This is a genomic window from Bradyrhizobium sp. UFLA03-84 (genome assembly GCF_002289535.1).
GTDB classification, from domain to species: Bacteria; Pseudomonadota; Alphaproteobacteria; order Rhizobiales; family Xanthobacteraceae; genus Bradyrhizobium; species Bradyrhizobium viridifuturi.
The window spans coordinates 320,370-336,990 of record NZ_NSJY01000016.1; the positions used below are offsets into that span (position 1 = coordinate 320,370).

Annotated in this window: 13 protein-coding genes; 1 reads left to right on the plus strand and 12 read right to left on the minus strand. The window is 65.5% G+C overall.

Annotated elements, in window-relative coordinates:
• Positions 1–13: 13 nt before the first annotated feature.
• On the minus strand, positions 14–370 hold the full coding sequence (locus tag CK489_RS31530; protein ID WP_245350573.1) for a hypothetical protein: 357 nt from the start codon (positions 368–370) through the stop codon (positions 14–16).
• Between the two features lie 324 nt (positions 371–694).
• Between CK489_RS31530 and CK489_RS31535 the strand changes: the two genes are divergently transcribed.
• On the plus strand, positions 695–1,045 hold the full coding sequence (locus CK489_RS31535; protein WP_029081700.1) for a GrlR family regulatory protein: 351 nt from the start codon (positions 695–697) through the stop codon (positions 1,043–1,045).
• Between the two features lie 101 nt (positions 1,046–1,146).
• Here CK489_RS31535 and CK489_RS31540 read toward each other — a convergent pair whose 3' ends face one another.
• From CK489_RS31540 to CK489_RS31595, 11 genes are all read right to left on the minus strand, one after another.
• Complete coding sequence (locus CK489_RS31540; protein ID WP_095735056.1) at positions 1,147–2,232, minus strand: SMP-30/gluconolactonase/LRE family protein; 1,086 nt, start codon at positions 2,230–2,232, stop codon at positions 1,147–1,149.
• A 228-nt stretch (positions 2,233–2,460) separates the two neighbouring features.
• The gene (locus tag CK489_RS31545; RefSeq protein WP_050625789.1) at positions 2,461–5,142 is read right to left on the minus strand and encodes a PAS domain S-box protein; all 2,682 of its coding nucleotides are present in this window, start codon (positions 5,140–5,142) and stop codon (positions 2,461–2,463) included.
• A 250-nt stretch (positions 5,143–5,392) separates the two neighbouring features.
• Positions 5,393–6,274 (minus strand): DMT family transporter, encoded by an 882-nt coding sequence (locus CK489_RS31555; RefSeq protein ID WP_095735206.1) that lies wholly within the window; start codon positions 6,272–6,274, stop codon positions 5,393–5,395.
• 35 nt (positions 6,275–6,309) lie between these two features.
• Positions 6,310–7,254 (minus strand): alpha/beta hydrolase, encoded by a 945-nt coding sequence (locus tag CK489_RS31560; RefSeq protein WP_158226524.1) that lies wholly within the window; start codon positions 7,252–7,254, stop codon positions 6,310–6,312.
• 118 nt (positions 7,255–7,372) lie between these two features.
• Positions 7,373–8,170 carry an NUDIX hydrolase gene (locus CK489_RS31565; RefSeq protein ID WP_095735059.1) on the minus strand — a complete coding sequence of 266 codons (798 nt, stop codon included), beginning with the start codon at positions 8,168–8,170 and terminating at the stop codon, positions 7,373–7,375.
• Between the two features lie 2 nt (positions 8,171–8,172).
• On the minus strand, positions 8,173–9,126 hold the full coding sequence (locus tag CK489_RS31570; RefSeq protein ID WP_095735060.1) for a dihydrodipicolinate synthase family protein: 954 nt from the start codon (positions 9,124–9,126) through the stop codon (positions 8,173–8,175).
• A 65-nt stretch (positions 9,127–9,191) separates the two neighbouring features.
• On the minus strand, positions 9,192–10,070 hold the full coding sequence (locus CK489_RS31575; RefSeq protein WP_021080621.1) for an SDR family oxidoreductase: 879 nt from the start codon (positions 10,068–10,070) through the stop codon (positions 9,192–9,194).
• 79 nt (positions 10,071–10,149) lie between these two features.
• Complete coding sequence (locus CK489_RS31580) at positions 10,150–11,010, minus strand: MaoC family dehydratase (protein WP_095735061.1); 861 nt, start codon at positions 11,008–11,010, stop codon at positions 10,150–10,152.
• A gap of 206 nt (positions 11,011–11,216) precedes the next feature.
• Complete coding sequence (locus tag CK489_RS31585) at positions 11,217–11,606, minus strand: Zn-ribbon domain-containing OB-fold protein (RefSeq protein WP_095735062.1); 390 nt, start codon at positions 11,604–11,606, stop codon at positions 11,217–11,219.
• The gene (locus CK489_RS31590) at positions 11,606–12,763 is read right to left on the minus strand and encodes a thiolase family protein (RefSeq protein WP_095735063.1); all 1,158 of its coding nucleotides are present in this window, start codon (positions 12,761–12,763) and stop codon (positions 11,606–11,608) included. The genes CK489_RS31585 and CK489_RS31590 overlap by 1 nt, the downstream gene beginning before the upstream one ends.
• A 277-nt stretch (positions 12,764–13,040) precedes the next feature.
• A complete protein-coding gene (locus tag CK489_RS31595; RefSeq protein ID WP_095735064.1) occupies positions 13,041–16,535 on the minus strand; it encodes an indolepyruvate ferredoxin oxidoreductase family protein in 3,495 nt (1,164 codons plus the stop codon).
• Between the last annotated feature and the right edge of the window lie 86 nt (positions 16,536–16,621).

Here is a 16,621-nt window from a genome sequence, read left to right on the forward strand (position 1 = left end):
GACGACTGCCGCGCTACGTCATGCTGCCAGGCATGAAGCAGCGGATCGTCACGCCCATGTAGCTCTTGATCGGCCAGACCATCGCGCGGCCGGCCCGGTTGGGTTCGGTGACCACCGCCTCGTCGGGCACGTCGATCCACGTCCCGTCGAGGCGCACGCGATAGTGCCCGTCTTTCGATTCCCAATCGACATCGCTGACCGCACTGCCGTCGGCATCCGAGCAGCACGGCCCCTTGCCGCTGCGCAGACCGTCGAACCATTCCTTCAGCGGCGAATTGGCGTAGCGGCCGTCTGGATCGCGCGCCAGCGCAAGCTGCGCAGCGGTGACCGATACAAGCGCGACCAGACCAAGCGGCAGAAACACTTTCATCCGGCCGCGGCGACGGCCAACCAAGGTTCCGGGATCGTCATTCCGGCCTGCCAAGCGGCCGCCAGCTTCCAACCTGTCTGTCATGTATGTTGCTCCAGCACTCACCGGCCAGTGCAACCAGAGCTATGCATTTCGCGGGCCAGTTCGATTCGCGCGCACGGTCCGCTGTCATCGCGCCGTCACACCGACTGGCAGGAACCGAGGGTTCACGGTCACTCCGGACACCCCCCGGAATCAACCTGCCGCATTGCACGAGGTTGCTCGCTTTGGCATAAAAAACCAATCCGGATTGCTGCGGGCGCGGCAGCCGGACCATGGGACGTTATGAAGAACGGGCTGTATTCAATCCACGTCACCCTGCTTGACGGACGCGTCGGCAAGGGCAGCGGAGTGATTCTCTTCCGCGACGGGCAAATTCTCGGCGGCGATGCCTATCTCTATTACACCGGCAGCTACACGGTGAAGGGTGACGCGTTCAAGGGCGAGGTCCTGGTGCAACGCCACACCACGCCACGCGACACCGACAACCCGCTGTTCGGCGGGCCCGCGCCGGTCGGTATCGGCGTCTCCGGCACCTTCACCGACACCCGCGGCACCATGAGCGGAACCGCGCTGGTCGGCAAGGCGAGCCTGATCTTCAGCGCCACCCTGCACAAGCTCGCGGATATCAATTAGCGGTTTGGGAGTTTTCTGACCTGTCATCCCAGCGACAAAGGCAAAGCCTTTGCGCGGGGATGACGGGGATCGTGCGCGACTGTAGCTGCTTTCCCTATCCCTCACGTCGCGCCGTGCGCGTCGACGTAGAGCGCGTAGATCGAATGGCATGACGCCATGTACAGGCGGTTGTTCTTCGGCCCGCCGAAAGTCAGGTTCTCGCAGCGCTCCGGCAGGCGGATGAAGCCGAGCGGCTTGCCCTGCGGGCTGAACACCATCACGCCGTCGAGATCCTCGGGCCTGCCCTTGAGCTGATAGACCTTGCGGCCGTTGACATCCGTCGGCTCCGACTGCAGGGCGCCGTTGCTGCCCCAGCCGCACCACAGATTGCCGTCGCGATCGACGCGGAAGCCGTCGAGCGATCCCTGGTCGGCGGCGTCGATCAGCTTGCTCTTGTTGCCGACAGTGCCGTCGGCGTTGACGTCGTAACTCCAGATGCTGCGGTTCGGCGTGCCCTTCCACTCGACCACGTAGAGCTTCTTCTCGTCCGGCGAGAACGCGAGCCCGTTCGGATTGACCAGATCGGTGATGACGGCCGTCAGCTTGCCGTTGGTGCCGATCCGGAACACGTTGGTGTTGTCCTGCTCGCGCTTGGCCTTGAAGCCCTCCCACTCGCCGGCGATGCCGAACACCGGATCGGTGAACCAGATCGTGTCGTCGGACTTCACCACGATGTCGTTCGGCGCATTGAGGCGCTTGCCCTCGAAACTGTCGGCCAGCACTGTGATCTTGCCGTTCTCCTCGGTCCGCGTGATCCGCCGCGTCACCGAGTGCTCGCAGGTCACGAGCCGGCCCTGGCGGTCGCGGGTGTTGCCGTTGGCGAAATTGGCGGGGCTGCGGAAGACGGTGAGACTGCCGTCCTTCTCGCTGTACTTCATGATGCGGTTGTTGGGGATGTCGCTGAACAGGAGATAGCCGCCATCGGGGAAATAGGCGGGCCCTTCCGCCCAGCGCAGGCCGGTCGCGACCTGCTCCAGCGTAGAGCTGTAGAGCCGATACTTGGCAAAGCTCGGGTCGAGGATTTCAACGGCCGGATCCGGATAGCGCTGATTGGGCTTGAACGGGAACGACTGCGCCATGGCACGGCCGGCCGCAGCACTCGCCACGCCTGCGCCAATGCCGGCTACCAGATTGCGCCGTGAAATCATGTCTTCCTCCCCTGCTCAGACCGCCCGTTGATCCCAGGGTCGGCTGAGCGAGCCGTAGGTGCGTTGTCGCACACGGTCCAATGCCGTTCGGGCATTGATCGATGCCAATCGAATATGGATTGTCGCGCGCGCCTCCACGGTCCCGCATCCACTGCCCAACCCGTCATCCTGAGGCGCGAGCCTCTCCGGCGAGCCTCGAAGGATGACGGGTTGGGCAGCGTGACTTCACTACTCCGCGGCCTGCTCCAGCGGCGCGACGCGCGGCAGGATCATCTGGATGCGCGTGCCGTTGCCCGGTGCGGAATCCAGCGAGAGCCGGCCGCCGAGGCGCGTGGTGACGATGCTGTAGACGATGTGCAGCCCGAGCCCGGTGCCGCCCTGGTCGCGCCGCGTCGTGAAGAACGGATCGAAGGCGCGGCGGCGAACGTCGAGGCTCATGCCGCAGCCATTGTCGGCGAAGATCACCTCGACATAGTCGTTGCCGGAGGCGTGGACCTGGATCTCGACCTCGCCGGCCTTGCCGTCCGGGAACGCATGCGCGACCGCATTGAGGAACAAATTGGTCAGCACCTGGCCGTACGGTCCCGGATAGGAATTCATGATGAGGTTCGGCTCGCAATCGACGTTGAGCATCAGATTGTGCTTGCGCAGGCCGGGCCGCAGGCTCATCACCACCTGCTCGGTGAGATCGCCGAGATCGAAGGTGCGCTGGTCGGAATAGTTGCGGTCGGCGGCGACCTGCTTGAACGACTGGATCAGCTCCGCGGCGCGGTTCAGATTGGCGACGAGCTGCGAGGAGGCGTCCCGCGCCGTGTTCAGGAAATCGTTCAGGCTGGAGCGGCGCAGATCGCCGCGCTCGACCTGGGCGCCGAAATTCGCGGTCTTGCGCTCCAGCGCGGAAGCGACGGTGAGGCTGATGCCGACGGGATTGTTGACCTCGTGGGCGACGCCGGCCACCAGGCGGCCGAGTGCGGCGAGCTTCTCTGCCTCGATCAGCGAGTTCTGGGTTTCCCGCAGATTGCGCAGCGCGGCCTCGGCGGAATCCCTCGCCTTGCGCATCTCCTGCTCCGACCGTTTGCGATCGCCGATGTCGAGCGCCACTGTCACGATGTTCTCGATGTCGCCCTGCGCATCGAGGATCGGCAGCTTGTTGACCAGCCATTGCCGCATGTTGCCGGCTGCGTCCTTGTACTCTTCCTCATAGAAGCCGAGCTCGCGCCGCACCGACAGCACGCGCTTGTCGTTCTCGTCGGTCTTGGCGGCGCCATAGCGCTGCATCAGCTCGGCGGTGGTCCGGCCGATCGCGTCCTGCGGCTCGACGCCGAAGATGCCCGCCATGTAGCGGTTCATCAGCACATAGCGCAGATTGCGCTCCTTGACGTTGATGACGGCGGGCACCGTGTCGATCACCATCTGCAACATGCGACGGCCTTCGGCAACGGCATCTTCGGCGCGCTTCTGGTCGGTGATATCGCGCACCGTGCCCTCGTAGCGGACCACCTCACCTTCGTCGTTGCGCACAACGGTCGCGGAATCCGACAGCCACAGTACGGTGCCGTCCCGCGAGCGCACCTGGTACTCGTAGTCACGCACTGTGCCGTCGCGCAGCATCAACTGCTGGTACTGCTCCCGCGCCGCCGGATCGACATAGACGGTGGAGGCGATGTCGCCGATGCCATTGATCAGATCCTGCGGCGTGGCATAGCCCATCATGCGCGCCAGCGCCGGATTGGCGTTGAGCAGCGTGCCGCCCGGCGTCGTGACGTAGATGCCGTCGACGGATGCCTCGAACAGCTTGTGGTAGCTCTCCTCGGCCAGCCGCTGCTCGGCGAGCGCGCGCAGCGCGGCCTCGCGCGCGCTGTCCGCGTCGACCAGGGTCTGGCGGAACACCTCGGCGGCGCGCGCGATGTCGCCGATCTCGTTGTCGAGGTCGGCGCCGGGGATGAACGCGCTCTTCTCGCCGCCCGCGACCTTGCGGATCGATCCCGCGATCCTGGCCAGCGGACGGACGGTGCGGCGCACCACCAGCACCGACGCGAACAGGCCGATCAGCACGCCCGCGGTGCCGAGCACGATGCTCTGCCATTTCGCCTCAGCCAACGTCCGCGCAAAATCGCGCGACAGCACGTGGCCGCGGCGGGAGCTGAGCTCGCGCAACAGTTCGGTGACCTTCTGAATCAGGCGGCCCTCGGCGCCGAGCACCTCCCGGTCGATGTCGGCGATCTGGCCCTCGCGCACCGAGATCGCGCTGATCGCCTCGGCATAATTGTCGACCGCGCTGCGCAGGCTCGGATCGGCGATCGTCATCGCCTGCATGCTTTGCGCGGCCTGCTCGGCGGCCGACGTGTTGTGCGCCAAGAGCGCGGTGGCGATTCGGCTCTGGATCTGTGACAGCGTGTTCGCAAGCGTGGCGTCGTTGCTCTCGGCGACCGCTTTGTCGAACGCGTCGCGCAGCGGCGGCAGTCCGGCGACGATCTCGGCGCGCCGGCTGAGCAGCGCCGAGATGCGCTCGATCCCGCTGCGATAGGTCGCCAGCCGCTGGGTGACGCCGTCGATCATGTCCTGCTGCTCGGGCGCCAGCTCGATCCGGGTCTTTTTCAGGATCTCGCTCAGTGACTGGGCAGCCTGCGCCACCTGGGCCGACTGGTTGCCGGGCTCGGTGACGAAGTCCCTCGCCGCCAGCCGCAGTTCATTGGTGCGACGGTCGATATCCTCGGCGATATCGCCGACGCTTTGCAGCCGCTGCAGCTCGGCAAAGGTCGCGTCGATGTGCCGAATCGCGATCACGCTGGCCGTCGACGTGATGATGATCACAGCCAGAACCAGCAGGAAGCTGCCGAACGTGAGTTGGCCAATCGAGAGGGAGAACGCACGCGGCGCTTGCGAATTCGGCGGCAATTCAGCGGTCATGTCATCAAGGCCGGGGTCCAATGCACCCCAATATACGGGAAATTACGGGCCTTGGGGAAACATGCTGAAGGGTCCGGCCGGTGTGACCGGCATCACCCCGGCAGCCGCGCCCCTGACCGATTCCGGCACAGGCAGCCCATACAGGTAGCCCGGCGCCCGGTCCGCCGGGACACCGGCCTCCTCCATCACCCTGACCCTGGCCAGATCGCCCGACCCGTGGCGATCCGGAGCCGTCATCGCGGCGATGACCTCACGCCGTCGCGGTCTTTCGTGCCGGGATCGTCATCGCGGCAACGCCGATCACCACGCAGGCGAGCCCGAGCCACGCCGTCGGGCTCAACCGCTCGCCAAGGAATGCGACGCTGAGCGCAACCCCGATCGGCACCCGCAGATAGGCCTGCGCGGTGGTGCCGACCGAACCGAGGGTCTGGATCAGGCGGAAGTAGATCACGAAGGCGATCGCGGTCGAGAACACTGCAAGCGCCAGCAAGGCGGCGAGCGAGCTGGTCGACGGCGTCAGCGTCCAGGGCCGTTCGACGGCGAGGCTGAGCGGGATCAGGATCGCGGCGCCCGCGAGCAGCGAGCCCGCCGCCGGCGCCATCGGATCGAGCCCCTTGAAGCCGCGGCTGAAGATCGCGGCACAGGCGTAGCAGATGGTGGCAGCGACGATCGCGACCTCGGACACGATGCCCTGCCCGAGATCGCGGAAGGCATCGACGCCGACGATCAGGCAGATGCCGGCCATCCCTGATATCACCCCGACCAGCTTGCGCGGGCTCGCCGCCTCGTGGCGGGTAATCGCGGCGGTGAACAGGAAGGTGAAGATCGGCGAAGCCGAATTGAGGATGGTGGCGAGCCCGGCATCGACGAAGCGCTCGCCCCAGGCGATCAGTGTCCACGGGATCACGCTGTTGAGGCAGGCCTGGAAGACGAAGCGCCGCCAGGTCGCCCCGTCGGTCGGCATCGTCACCCCGCGCATCCGCATGATGACGACGAGCAGCAGGCCCGCGATCGCGGTGCGCGCCGCGATCAGCGTGATCGGCGGGATGGTTGCGACGCCGAGCTTGATGAATGTGTAGGAGCCGCCCCAGAGGGTGGCGAGCGCCAGCAGCAGAGCCAGCTCGATGCTCATATTGGGCTGGCGCGCATCGCCGGTCGCGGGGCCGCTCACGACGCGCTCCTTGCAAGCCAACCGGCGGTCGCAGCAAACAGGCCTTCCCGCCCGTGCTCAAGGTGCATCAGATGCGTTGCCCTCGGCACGACCACGTCGGCCTTCTCCGTGGCACCCAACGCATGTGTCAGCCAGGCGGCGTCGGCATCCTGACAGAGATTGTCCCATTCGCCCCGCACGATCAGCGTCGGGGCGAGGACGCGGCGCGGGTCGTAGGGGAGCTTGCCCGACAGCGCGGCGATGATGTCGGCCTGCGGTCCGTTTGGAATCCGGACCGCCGGCGGGTTGCGTCCGGCCGCGCCGGCGTCGGTGGCGAGATAGGCCGGCCCCCACGCGGCGAGGTCTGGCTCGATCAGAACCGGCGGATGCGACGGCGGGACATCCTCGACAAATCGCATCAGTTGATCCGCGATCGTGACCTCGCGCCATGCGCCGATGCTGTCAGGCGGCGGCAGCCCTTGCAGCTCCCGCTGCACGATCGGCCCGAACAGCACGAGGCGGCCGACCGCGTCCGGACGATGGCCGGCAAACAGGCCGGTAGCGATCGTGCCCCATGAATGCGCGACGATGTGGACCGGCGCGCCGGCGCGTGCGCGGCGGATGTGATCGACGACCGCACCGACCTGAGCGGCGGCTTCCGGCGCACGGCCGAGCGGCGCGATCCCGCTTGCGGACAAGGACATCTGCCGCGGCCTGCTCGAGCCGCCGAAGCCGATGAAATCGAACGCCCAGACGTCGAGACCAGCGGCCCTGAGATCGTCCGCCCAGGACCGCCCGCCGAAGCGATAGCCGACCGACAGCGACGAGGGAAACGTCGCGCCGTGAACGTAGAGCACGGGATCGCCCTCGCCCGGCCAGTGCCGCAGCAGCAAGCTGTCGTCACTGCCGGACAACGTCAGATGGATTTCGTAGGATATTGACGCTTCGAAAGTTGCTTGCACGTCGGCTCCTTTTGCGCCGGGCAATTGGCCCGGCGCGGTGACCGACGTGGTTATAGCGAGCTTCCGGTGGTGATACTTCGATACTCGCCGAAGTTTTGCGGCGCTGACGCGAGCGGCATCAGCCCATCGCGCCGACGTCGAATACCTCGCCGTCGTAGCCCGCTTCCTTGGGGATACGGAGCTGGCGGCCGGTGGCGGTCTTGGTCATGACGGGGGTCACGGTCACGATCGACATTTTTCTGGCGTCGCTAAGCGCGTCGCCGACATTCGGCTGCTTGCCGAGCCGGATCAAATTGCGGGTGGTCGGGAACGGCAGCTTGAAGCGGCCGGTCTCGCCGCCCTCGAGTGCCTCGCGCGTCGATACCCAGATCGAGTCGGTCGATTCCTTGCCGTCATGCGCGCCGAGCTGCTCGGGCGGCGCCGCGGCCAGGAAGAACCAGGTGTCGAAGCGCTTCGGCATGCCCTCCGGCGTGATCCAGTGCGCGTAGGGCACGAGCTCGTCGAGTGCGAGCACCATGCCGTTGTCTGACAGCACCTGGAGGAAGCTGATCTTGCCTTCGTTCAGCGCCGCGCGATGCGCGTCCGCGATCTCGTTCGCGCGCTTGGCGTCGACCAGATCCTTCGAGCCCTGCGGCCGCGCCAGCAGGATGCCACTCTCTTCGAACGTCTCGCGGATCGCCGCGATGCGGAAACCCAGCGCGTCGCCGTCGAGCCCCTCCCTGCCCGAATAGAGCGCGGGATCGGCGGCGATCTCCTTGTCGTTCTTGTCGACGCTGCCGCCCGGAAACACCAGCGCGCCCGAGTTGAACTCGATCTGGTGATGGCGGACCATCATGAAGACCTCGATTTCGCTGCTGCCGCCGTCACGGAGCAGCAGCACTGTCGAGGCAAGGCGCGGGGCAACGATCTCGGTCATTATTAGCCTGCTGCACTGGATTGCGGTTGCAGATTGGCGCGACGGTCAACGCGCGCCACGCGGGAGAGCAGATAGTCGACTTCCGCCCGCGCCTGCGACGTGATGACGGCGCCGGGCTTGCGCTGGGCGCTGGAGGAGATGATGCCGCGCTTCTGCAGCACATATTTGCGCACGGTGAGGCCGACGCCGGGCTGCTGCTCGTAGCGGATCAGCGGCAGATGCGCGTCGAACAGATCGTGCGCGGCATCGCGCTTGCCGGCCTTCGACAGGTTGACGACGTCGATCAGCAGTTCAGGGAATGCATAACCCGTCATCGCGCCGTCGGCGCCGCGCTCCATCTCGAAATCGAGGAACAGGCCGCCATTGCCGACCAGGATCGACAGCGGCCGCAGCGAACCGTCCTTCTGGAAGTTGCGCAAGGTCGAAATCTTCTCCAAGCCCGGCCAGTCCTCATGCTTGAGCATCACGCAGGATGGCGAATCCATCACGATCTTACGGATTACGGCGGGCGTGAACACGACGGTGAGCGTCAGCGGATAGTCCTGCAGCACCCAGGGAATATCATCGCCGATCGCTTCCTGAGCCTGCTTGAAATAGCCTGTTATCTGGTCGTCGGTGCGCAGATGCGGCGGCGGCGCGATCATGACGCCGGCGGCGCCCGCATCCATCGACTTCTTCGCCAGCGAGCGCATCGTGGCAAAGCCCGGCGCCGAGACGCCGACGATCACCTGCAGCTTCTTGGCGCGCTTGACGAACCGCAGCGCGACCTGCTCCGCCTCGGCGGCATCGAGCTTCGGCGCCTCGCCCAGGATGCCGAGCACCGTGACGCCGTCGCAGCCGACCTCGGTGTAGAAATCGGTCAGCCGGTCGATCGATGCCTCGTCGATGCGGCCGTCATCGTGGAACGGGGTCGGCGCTATCGCAAAGGTTCCGGCGGCCTGGGCGGTGAGTTTCATAGTGGGGTCCTCATTGGGTATCGGGGCGGGCCATCCGGCGCCGCCCCGGCCCCTATAGCATGGTGTCAGAACCGCCGCGCGCCCATCTTGATCTGCTCCTCGGAGAAGAAGATCTCCTTGGCGTGGGTGGCGATGTCCTCGGCCTTCCAGCCGGTAAAGGGCGGCTTCCAGCCTTCCATTTCCATCATCCGCATCTCGCGGACGCCGCGCGGGCCCGAGACGCCGAGCACCTTGCCGGTCTGGTCGCCCGACAAATCGCTGACCATGTAGAGCACCGCCGGCGCGATGCCGTCAGGCCCCAGCGCCGCACCCGGGTTCTCCTTGTAGCGGGGCAGGTCCGCGGTCATGCGGGTCAGTGCACCCGGCGCCAGGGTCCAGATCCGGATGTTGTACTTGCGGCCCTCGATCGCCAGCACGTTGGACAGGCCCCAGATGCCGCCCTTGGCCGCGCCGTAATTGGTCTGGCCGAAATTGCCGATCAGGCCCGAGGTCGATGACGTGTTGACGATGACGCCGCCGCCATTGTCGCGCATCCATTTGAACACCGGCTGGGTGCAGCAGAAGGTGCCTTTGAGATGCACCTTCATCACCCTGTCCCAGTTGGCTTCCTTGGCCTTGTGGAAGGTCTCGTCGAGCAGGATGCCGGCGTTGTTGACCAGAATGTCGGCGCGGCCGAAATGCTTGATGGCATCGTCGAACACCGACTGGCCGCCGGCCATCGTCGAGATGTCGGCGCCGTTGGCGACGGCACGGCCGCCCTCGGCCTTGATCGCGTCGACCACCTTGTCGGCCATCGACTTGTCGGAGCCCGAGCCGTCACGCGGGCCGCCGAGATCGTTGACCACGACAGCCGCGCCCTCGCGCGCAAACAGCTTTGCGTAGGCCTCACCCAGTCCGCCGCCCGCGCCCGTGATCAGCGCCACCTTGCCGTCGAGTAATCCCATGGTTGTTTCTCCGTTGTTGTTTCTTCTTCACCTCTCCCCGCAAGCGCGGGGCGAGGGAGCCGACGGCCGTCGCAGGACGCTAACCCAGCACCGTCTTGCCGCTCTTGATCACGGTAACGCCGCGCGACTTCACCTTGGCCTCGAACGACACCACGTTGCCGTCCTTCCACAGCTCCATCGTCACGGTCTCGCCGGGAAACACCGGCGAGGAGAATCGCGCGGCGTGCTGCTTGAAGGCTGCAGGGTCATAGTCGGCATAGGTCTGCAGCACGCCGCGGCAAGTGATGCCGTAGGTGCACATGCCGTGCAGGATCGGCCGCGGGAAGCCGGCCTTCTTGGCGAACTCCGGATCGGAATGCAGCGGGTTGCGGTCGCCGCAGAGCCTATAGATCAGCGCCTGATCGGGCCGCGTGGTGATGTCGACCACCTTGTCCGGCGCACGCTCCGGAACCTTGTGCGGCTCGGGCTGGCCGTCGGACGGGCCACCGAAGCCGCCATCGCCGCGGGCGAAGCGCGAGGCGACGAGCGTTGCAAGCTTGTCGCCCTTCTCATCCCTGAGCACGGTCTGGTGGCGGATCACCGCGCCCTTGTCCTTGCCCTTGTCGAACACATCGAGCACGGTCGAGTCGGCCGTGATGTGGGCGGCAGTGGCGAGCGGCTTGTGGAAGGTGATGTCGCGCTCGCCGTCGACCACCATCACGCGGTTGAGGTTCATCTCACCGGGACCGGCGCCCCAGGCCGCGACCGACGCAAACGTCGGCACCACCTTGAGCGGCCGCGGCGTCAGCACGCCCTCGTTGACGAAGGCCAGCTCCTTTTCGTCCATCGGATCGGCACCGAGCCCGATGCCGTAGGCGTAGAGCATCACGTCGCGGTCGGCGTAGCTGTATTTCTGGCCCAGATTCTTCAGAGCCATCAGCTGTTCGTACACGATTGGCATTGTTGTTTCTCCCCGAACTGTTCTTTCTTCGCCGCGGTGCTCGTTGCTGCGCCCTCTCCCCCTGCGGGAGAGGGTCGCGCCGGCTTCAAACGCAAACTCGTTTGGGAGAGGGGTTGCCTCCGCAGATGCAGCTTTCCCGTGGACAGACACCCCTCTTCCGGCAGCCTTCGGCTGCCACCTTCCCCCGCAAGGGGGGAAGGTACTTCTTAGGCCGGCGTGAAGAACGGCAGCGGGGCGCCGTCGGTCGGCTTCCACACCACCTTGACCTTCTGGCCGATCTTCACCGTCTCCAGATCGCAATCGACGATGTTGGTCTGCAGCGACGGACCTTCGTTCAGCGTCACATAGGCGATCGCATACGGACCGGTCGGCGACTTGCGCATCAGGCTGTAGGTGTAGACCGTGGCCTCACCGCTCGACTCTTCCCACACCGTCTTGTCGGAGAAGCAGAACGGGCAGATCGCGCGCGGGAAGTAATGCGCCTCGCCGCAGGTGGTGCAGCGCTTGATCATGAACTTGCCCGCCTTCGCCGCTTCCCAGAACGGCGCGGTCTCCGGATTGGTCACCGGGGCATTGTACTTCTTGGCTTCAGACATCACGCACGCTCCAGAATGCAGGTTGAGGCGGCGTGGCGAACGCCGAGCAGACCACCGGTGCCGTGGGCGATTGCGATGTCGCAGTTCTTCACCTGCACCTTCGGATGCGCCTCGCCACGCAGCTGGCGGACGGCCTCGAGGATCTTGGTCATGCCGCCGCGATTGACGGGATGGTTGCTGCAGAGGCCGCCGCCGTCGGTGTTGAACGGCAGCTTGCCGACGCCCGAGATCAGGTTGCCGTCGGCGACGAACTTGCCGCCCTCGCCCTTCTTGCAGAAGCCGAGGTCCTCGAGCTGCATCAGCACCGTGATGGTGAAGCTGTCATAGATCGAGGCGTATTTGATGTCCTTCGGCGTCACGCCGGCCTCCTCGAACGCGCGCGGGCCGGACCACACGCCGGCAGAATAGGTCAGATCGAGATCCTTGCCGCCGCGCGGCCCCTTCATCGCCTCGCCGTGGCCGATCAGGCGCACCAGCGGCTTCTTCAGGCTCTTGGCGATCTCCGGCGTCGTGACGATCATCGCGCCGCCGCCGTCGGTGACCACGCAGCAATCCATCCGATGCAGCGGATCCGAGATCATCGGCGAGTTCAGCACGTCCTCGACGGTGACGACCTCCTTCAGCATCGCATGCGGATTGTATTGCGCGTGATGCGAGGCCGCGACCTTGATCCAGGCGAGCTGCTCAGAGGTGGTGCCGTAGTCGTGCATATGGCGCATGGCACACATGCCATAGGCATTGTGCGTGGTAGCCCCGTAAGCCAATTCGAAATCGGCCTCGGCGCCGGAGGCGCGCGGCGGCATCGGGCCGGTACGCGGCTTGCCCGCCAGCGTGACCAGCGCGACCGAGCACTTGCCCGCGGCAATCGCCTCGGCGGCGTGACCGAGATGGATCAGATAGGAACAGCCGCCGGTCTCGGTGGAGTCGACGTGACGCAGCTTCTTGGTGTTGAGGCCGAGATAGTCGACCATCGGCCACAGCCCGCCCGGCGCATCGCCGGCGCAGAAATAGCCGTCGATATCGTCCTTGGTGAGTCCGGCGTCCTCGATCGCGCCCTTGGCGACCTCGGCATGTAGCTGCGCTGTTGATTTATCGGGTGCATGCCGGGTGGGATGTTCGTAGATCCCGGCAATGTAGGCCTTGCCCTTGATGGTCAAATCGCTCTCCGCTGGCGTTTTTCGCTCCAGCGTTTTTCTGAACCGACGTAGCGGCGTTGGCAAGCGCGGAAATATTCCGTCAGGCGAGACTGCGGTGAGTGCGTAATATGCGCGCGATAAAACCAGTGTCGTCCCGGCGAAGGCCGGGACCCATAACCACCGCTGTTCGTCGTTGCGCGACGCTGGGGCCGCAGCTCGATCCAACAACACAACCCTGTGGTTATGGGTCCCGGGTCGCGCTTCGCTTGCCCGGGACGACGCTGAATATTTGGCTACCCTACTCCGCCGCCATCTGCCGCGGCGCGGGCGGCGGGTTGGCAAGGTCGGCGGCGAGTTGCGCGTAGCGAACCTTCGCCTCCTTAACCGCCTTCTCCTTCACCGGGCCGTAGCCGCGGATGCGCTCGGGCAGCGACAGCAATTCGACCGCGATGTCGTGATTGAGCGGCGACAGCAAGTTCAGTACCGTCGCGACGTCCTTCTCGTATCCCGCGATCAGATCGCGCTCGAGCCTGCGGTCGGCGTTGTAACCGAAGATGTCGAGAGGCGTGCCGCGCAGGAAGCGGAATCGCGCCATCACCCTGAAGGCCGACATCATCCACGAACCGAAGGCGCGCTTCTTCGGACGTCCCTGCGCATCGAGTCCACCGCCGAGGATCGGCGGTGCCAGATTGAAATTGAACTTGAAGTCGCCCTCGAACTGATCGCGCAGTTGCTTCTCGAAGCGGCCATCGGTGAACAGCCGCGCCACCTCGTACTCGTCCTTGTAGGCGAGCAGCTTGGCATAGTTGATCGCAACCGCGCGCGGCAGCGCCTCGCCATAGCCGCCCTTGGTGGCGGCATCGCGCACCTGGTCGACCAGCTTGCGATAACGCTTGGCGAGCCGTCCGTTCTGATAATCGGTCAGAAGACCCATGCGATGGGTGATGATCTCGTCGAGCGACATCGCATCCAGCGACTTGACCGGGGCTGCGTCGTCGTCCTGCCCCTTCATCATCGCAGCGAGCCGCGCCGGATCGGCCGCGGCCAGACGCCCGAGCTGGAACGCCTGCGTGTTCATCTTGATCGAGACGCCATTGACCTCGATCGCCTGCTGGATCGCCTCCGCCGACAGCGGCAGCAGCCCGCGCTGATAGGCAAAGCCCATCATCATGATGTTGGTGGCGATCGAGTCGCCGAGCAGCGCTTCGGCCGGCTTGGTGAAGTCGAAGAACGCGGAGTCCTTGCGCAGCTCGGTCTCCAGCACGCCGGTGACCTTGCGGCTCTGGAAGTTGAAGTCGCGGTTGAGGATGAAATCCGCGGTCGGGATGATGTGGCTGTTGATGATGCCGACGGTGCGGCTCGCGTCGCACAGCGTCATGGTGTCCTTCGAAACCGCAACGACCTCGTCAGCTGCGAGAACGAGGTCGGCCGTGCCGGTCACGATGCGCGAGCAGGTCACGTCGGCGGTGTGCTCCGACAGCCGGACATGGCTCAGCACCGCGCCGCCCTTCTGCGCAAGACCGGACATGTCGAGGATCATGGAGGCCTTGCCCTCGATATGCGCGGCCATGCCGAGCAGCGCGCCGATCGTCAGCACGCCGGTGCCGCCGACGCCGCCGACCGCGATATTGTAGGGCCGGTCGAGCGCGGGCTTCGAGGCCGGCTCCGGCAAGGCGCCGATATCGCCGAGTTCGGCGGGCGCGCGACGCTTGAGGGTGCCACCATCGACCGTGACGAAGGACGGGCAAAAACCCTTGACGCAGGAATAGTCCTTGTTGCAGGTCGACTGGTTGATGGTGCGCTTGCGCCCCAGTTCCGTCTCCAGCGGCTCGACCGAGATGCAGTTCGACTGCACCGAGCAGTCGCCGCAGCCTTCGCAGACCGCCGGATTGATCAGCACGCGGCGCGCCGGGTCCTCCATCAGGCCGCGCTTGCGGCGACGGCGCTTCTCGGCCGCGCAGGTCTGCACGAACACGATCGCCGAGGTGCCCTTGGTGTCGCGGCACATCTTCTGGACGTTCTCGAGCTCGTCGCGATGGAACAGCTTGACGCCGGGCGCAATGGTATCGGCCGGATAGGCGTCGGGATTTTCCGAGACCAGATAGATCTCGCGAATGCCTTCGGCGTGGAGCTGGAAGGTGATCTGCTGCGGCGAGAGGTCGCCGTCATGGCGCTGGCCGCCGGTCATGGCAACGGCATCGTTGTAGAGGATCTTGTAGGTGATGTTGGCCTTGGAGGCGATCGACTGGCGGATCGCGAGAATGCCGGAGTGGAAGTAGGTGCCGTCGCCGAGATTGGCGAAGATGTGGTTCTCGTTGGTGAAGGGCGCGATGCCGACCCACGGCACGCCCTCGCCGCCCATATGGGTGAATGTCTCGGTCGAGCGGTTCATCCACAGCGCCATGAAGTGGCAGCCGATGCCGCCGAGCGCGCGGCTGCCTTCCGGCACCTTGGTCGAGGTGTTGTGCGGGCACCCCGAGCAGAAATACGGCGTGCGGCTGACCGGCGCCGTCGCCTGCATCTGGCTCGACTGGCGGCCGTTGAACCAGTCGGCCTTGGCGCGCAGCATCTCGGCGATTTCAGGATTGAGATTGAGTCGAAGCAGCCGTTCGGTCAGCGAGCTCGCCAGCGAGGCCACGCTGAGCTCGGCGGCAAACGTCAGGAAGCGCTTGTCGTGATCGTCCATCTTGCCGACGATGCGCGGGCGCACGTCGTCGCGCCAGTTGAACAGCTCCTGCTTGACCTGGTTCTCGACGATCTCGCGGCGCTCCTCGACGATGAAGATCTCCTCCAGACCGACGGCGAAATTGCGCACGCCTTCCGGCTCCAGTGGCCAGGGCATGCCGATCTTGTAGAGGCGAAGGCCGATCTTGGCGGCGATCTCCGGCGTGATGCCGAGCTCGCGCAGCGCCTGGCGGATGTCCTCGTAGCTCTTGCCGGACGCCATGATGCCGTAGCGCGCGTTTGGCGAATCCATCGTGATACGGTTGACCTTGTTGGCGCGGGCAAAGGCAATCGCGGCAAAGCCCTTGTAGTCCTGCAAGCGCCGGTCCTGCTCGAAGCGGTCGTCGGGCCAGCGGATATTGAGGCCACCCGGCGGCAACTCGAAATCGGTCGGGATGATGAACGGCGTCATCTCGTCGGTGAGGTCGATCTCGGCCGTGGTCTCGACCGTCTCGGTGATCACCTTCATGCCGACCCAGCAGCCCGAGTAGCGCGACATCGCGATACCCAGGAGGCCCATCTCGATCATTTCATGGATGCTGGAGGGGTAGAGGTAGGGCATCAGCGCGGAGATGAAGGCGTGGTCGGACTGATGCGGGACGGTGGAGGATTTCGCGCCATGGTCGTCGCCGGCAAGGCAGAGCACGCCGCCATGCTTGGCGGAGCCTGCCGCGTTGCCGTGGCGGAACACGTCGCCGCAGCGGTCCACGCCGGGGCCCTTGCCGTACCAGATGCCGACCGCGCCATCATATTTGGCGCCGGGCGACAGGCTGAGCTGCTGCGAGCCCCAGATCGCGGTGGCAGCCAGGTCCTCGTTCACGCCGGGCTGGAATTTGATGTTGTACTGCTCGAGATGCTTGCGGGCGGCGAACAGTTGCTGGTCATAGCCGCCGAGGGGGGAACCACGATAACCGGAGATGAAGCCCGCCGTGTTGAGGCCTGCGGCGCGGTCACGCCTGATCTGCGCCATCGGCAGGCGGACCAGCGCCTGGATGCCGGTCATGAAGACGTGGCCGGTGCCCTGGGTGTATTTCTGGTCGAGGCTGATAGGCCCTTGGTTGATTCCCATTTAGCCCTCTTTTCGCTGGCCGCGACGGCTGCTTTTTAGCTAGTCATCCGAACTTGTTAGAACCAGTCTATGTCGGATTTTCCGGC

Bases quoted from the DNA above. Each gene is read 5' to 3' on its own strand.
- CK489_RS31535 (WP_029081700.1), top strand. From the start codon at position 695: ATGAAGAACGGGCTGTATTCAATCCACGTCACCCTGCTTGACGGACGC.
- CK489_RS31595 (WP_095735064.1), bottom strand. From the start codon at position 16,535: ATGGGAATCAACCAAGGGCCTATCAGCCTCGACCAGAAATACACCCAG.
- CK489_RS31570 (WP_095735060.1), bottom strand. From the start codon at position 9,126: ATGAAACTCACCGCCCAGGCCGCCGGAACCTTTGCGATAGCGCCGACC.
- CK489_RS31545 (WP_050625789.1), bottom strand. From the start codon at position 5,142: ATGACCGCTGAATTGCCGCCGAATTCGCAAGCGCCGCGTGCGTTCTCC.
- CK489_RS31565 (WP_095735059.1), bottom strand. From the start codon at position 8,170: ATGACCGAGATCGTTGCCCCGCGCCTTGCCTCGACAGTGCTGCTGCTC.
- CK489_RS31540 (WP_095735056.1), bottom strand. From the start codon at position 2,232: ATGATTTCACGGCGCAATCTGGTAGCCGGCATTGGCGCAGGCGTGGCG.
- CK489_RS31530 (WP_245350573.1), bottom strand. From the start codon at position 370: ATGAAAGTGTTTCTGCCGCTTGGTCTGGTCGCGCTTGTATCGGTCACC.
- CK489_RS31585 (WP_095735062.1), bottom strand. From the start codon at position 11,606: ATGTCTGAAGCCAAGAAGTACAATGCCCCGGTGACCAATCCGGAGACC.
- CK489_RS31575 (WP_021080621.1), bottom strand. From the start codon at position 10,070: ATGGGATTACTCGACGGCAAGGTGGCGCTGATCACGGGCGCGGGCGGC.
- CK489_RS31555 (WP_095735206.1), bottom strand. From the start codon at position 6,274: ATGAGCATCGAGCTGGCTCTGCTGCTGGCGCTCGCCACCCTCTGGGGC.
- CK489_RS31580 (WP_095735061.1), bottom strand. From the start codon at position 11,010: ATGCCAATCGTGTACGAACAGCTGATGGCTCTGAAGAATCTGGGCCAG.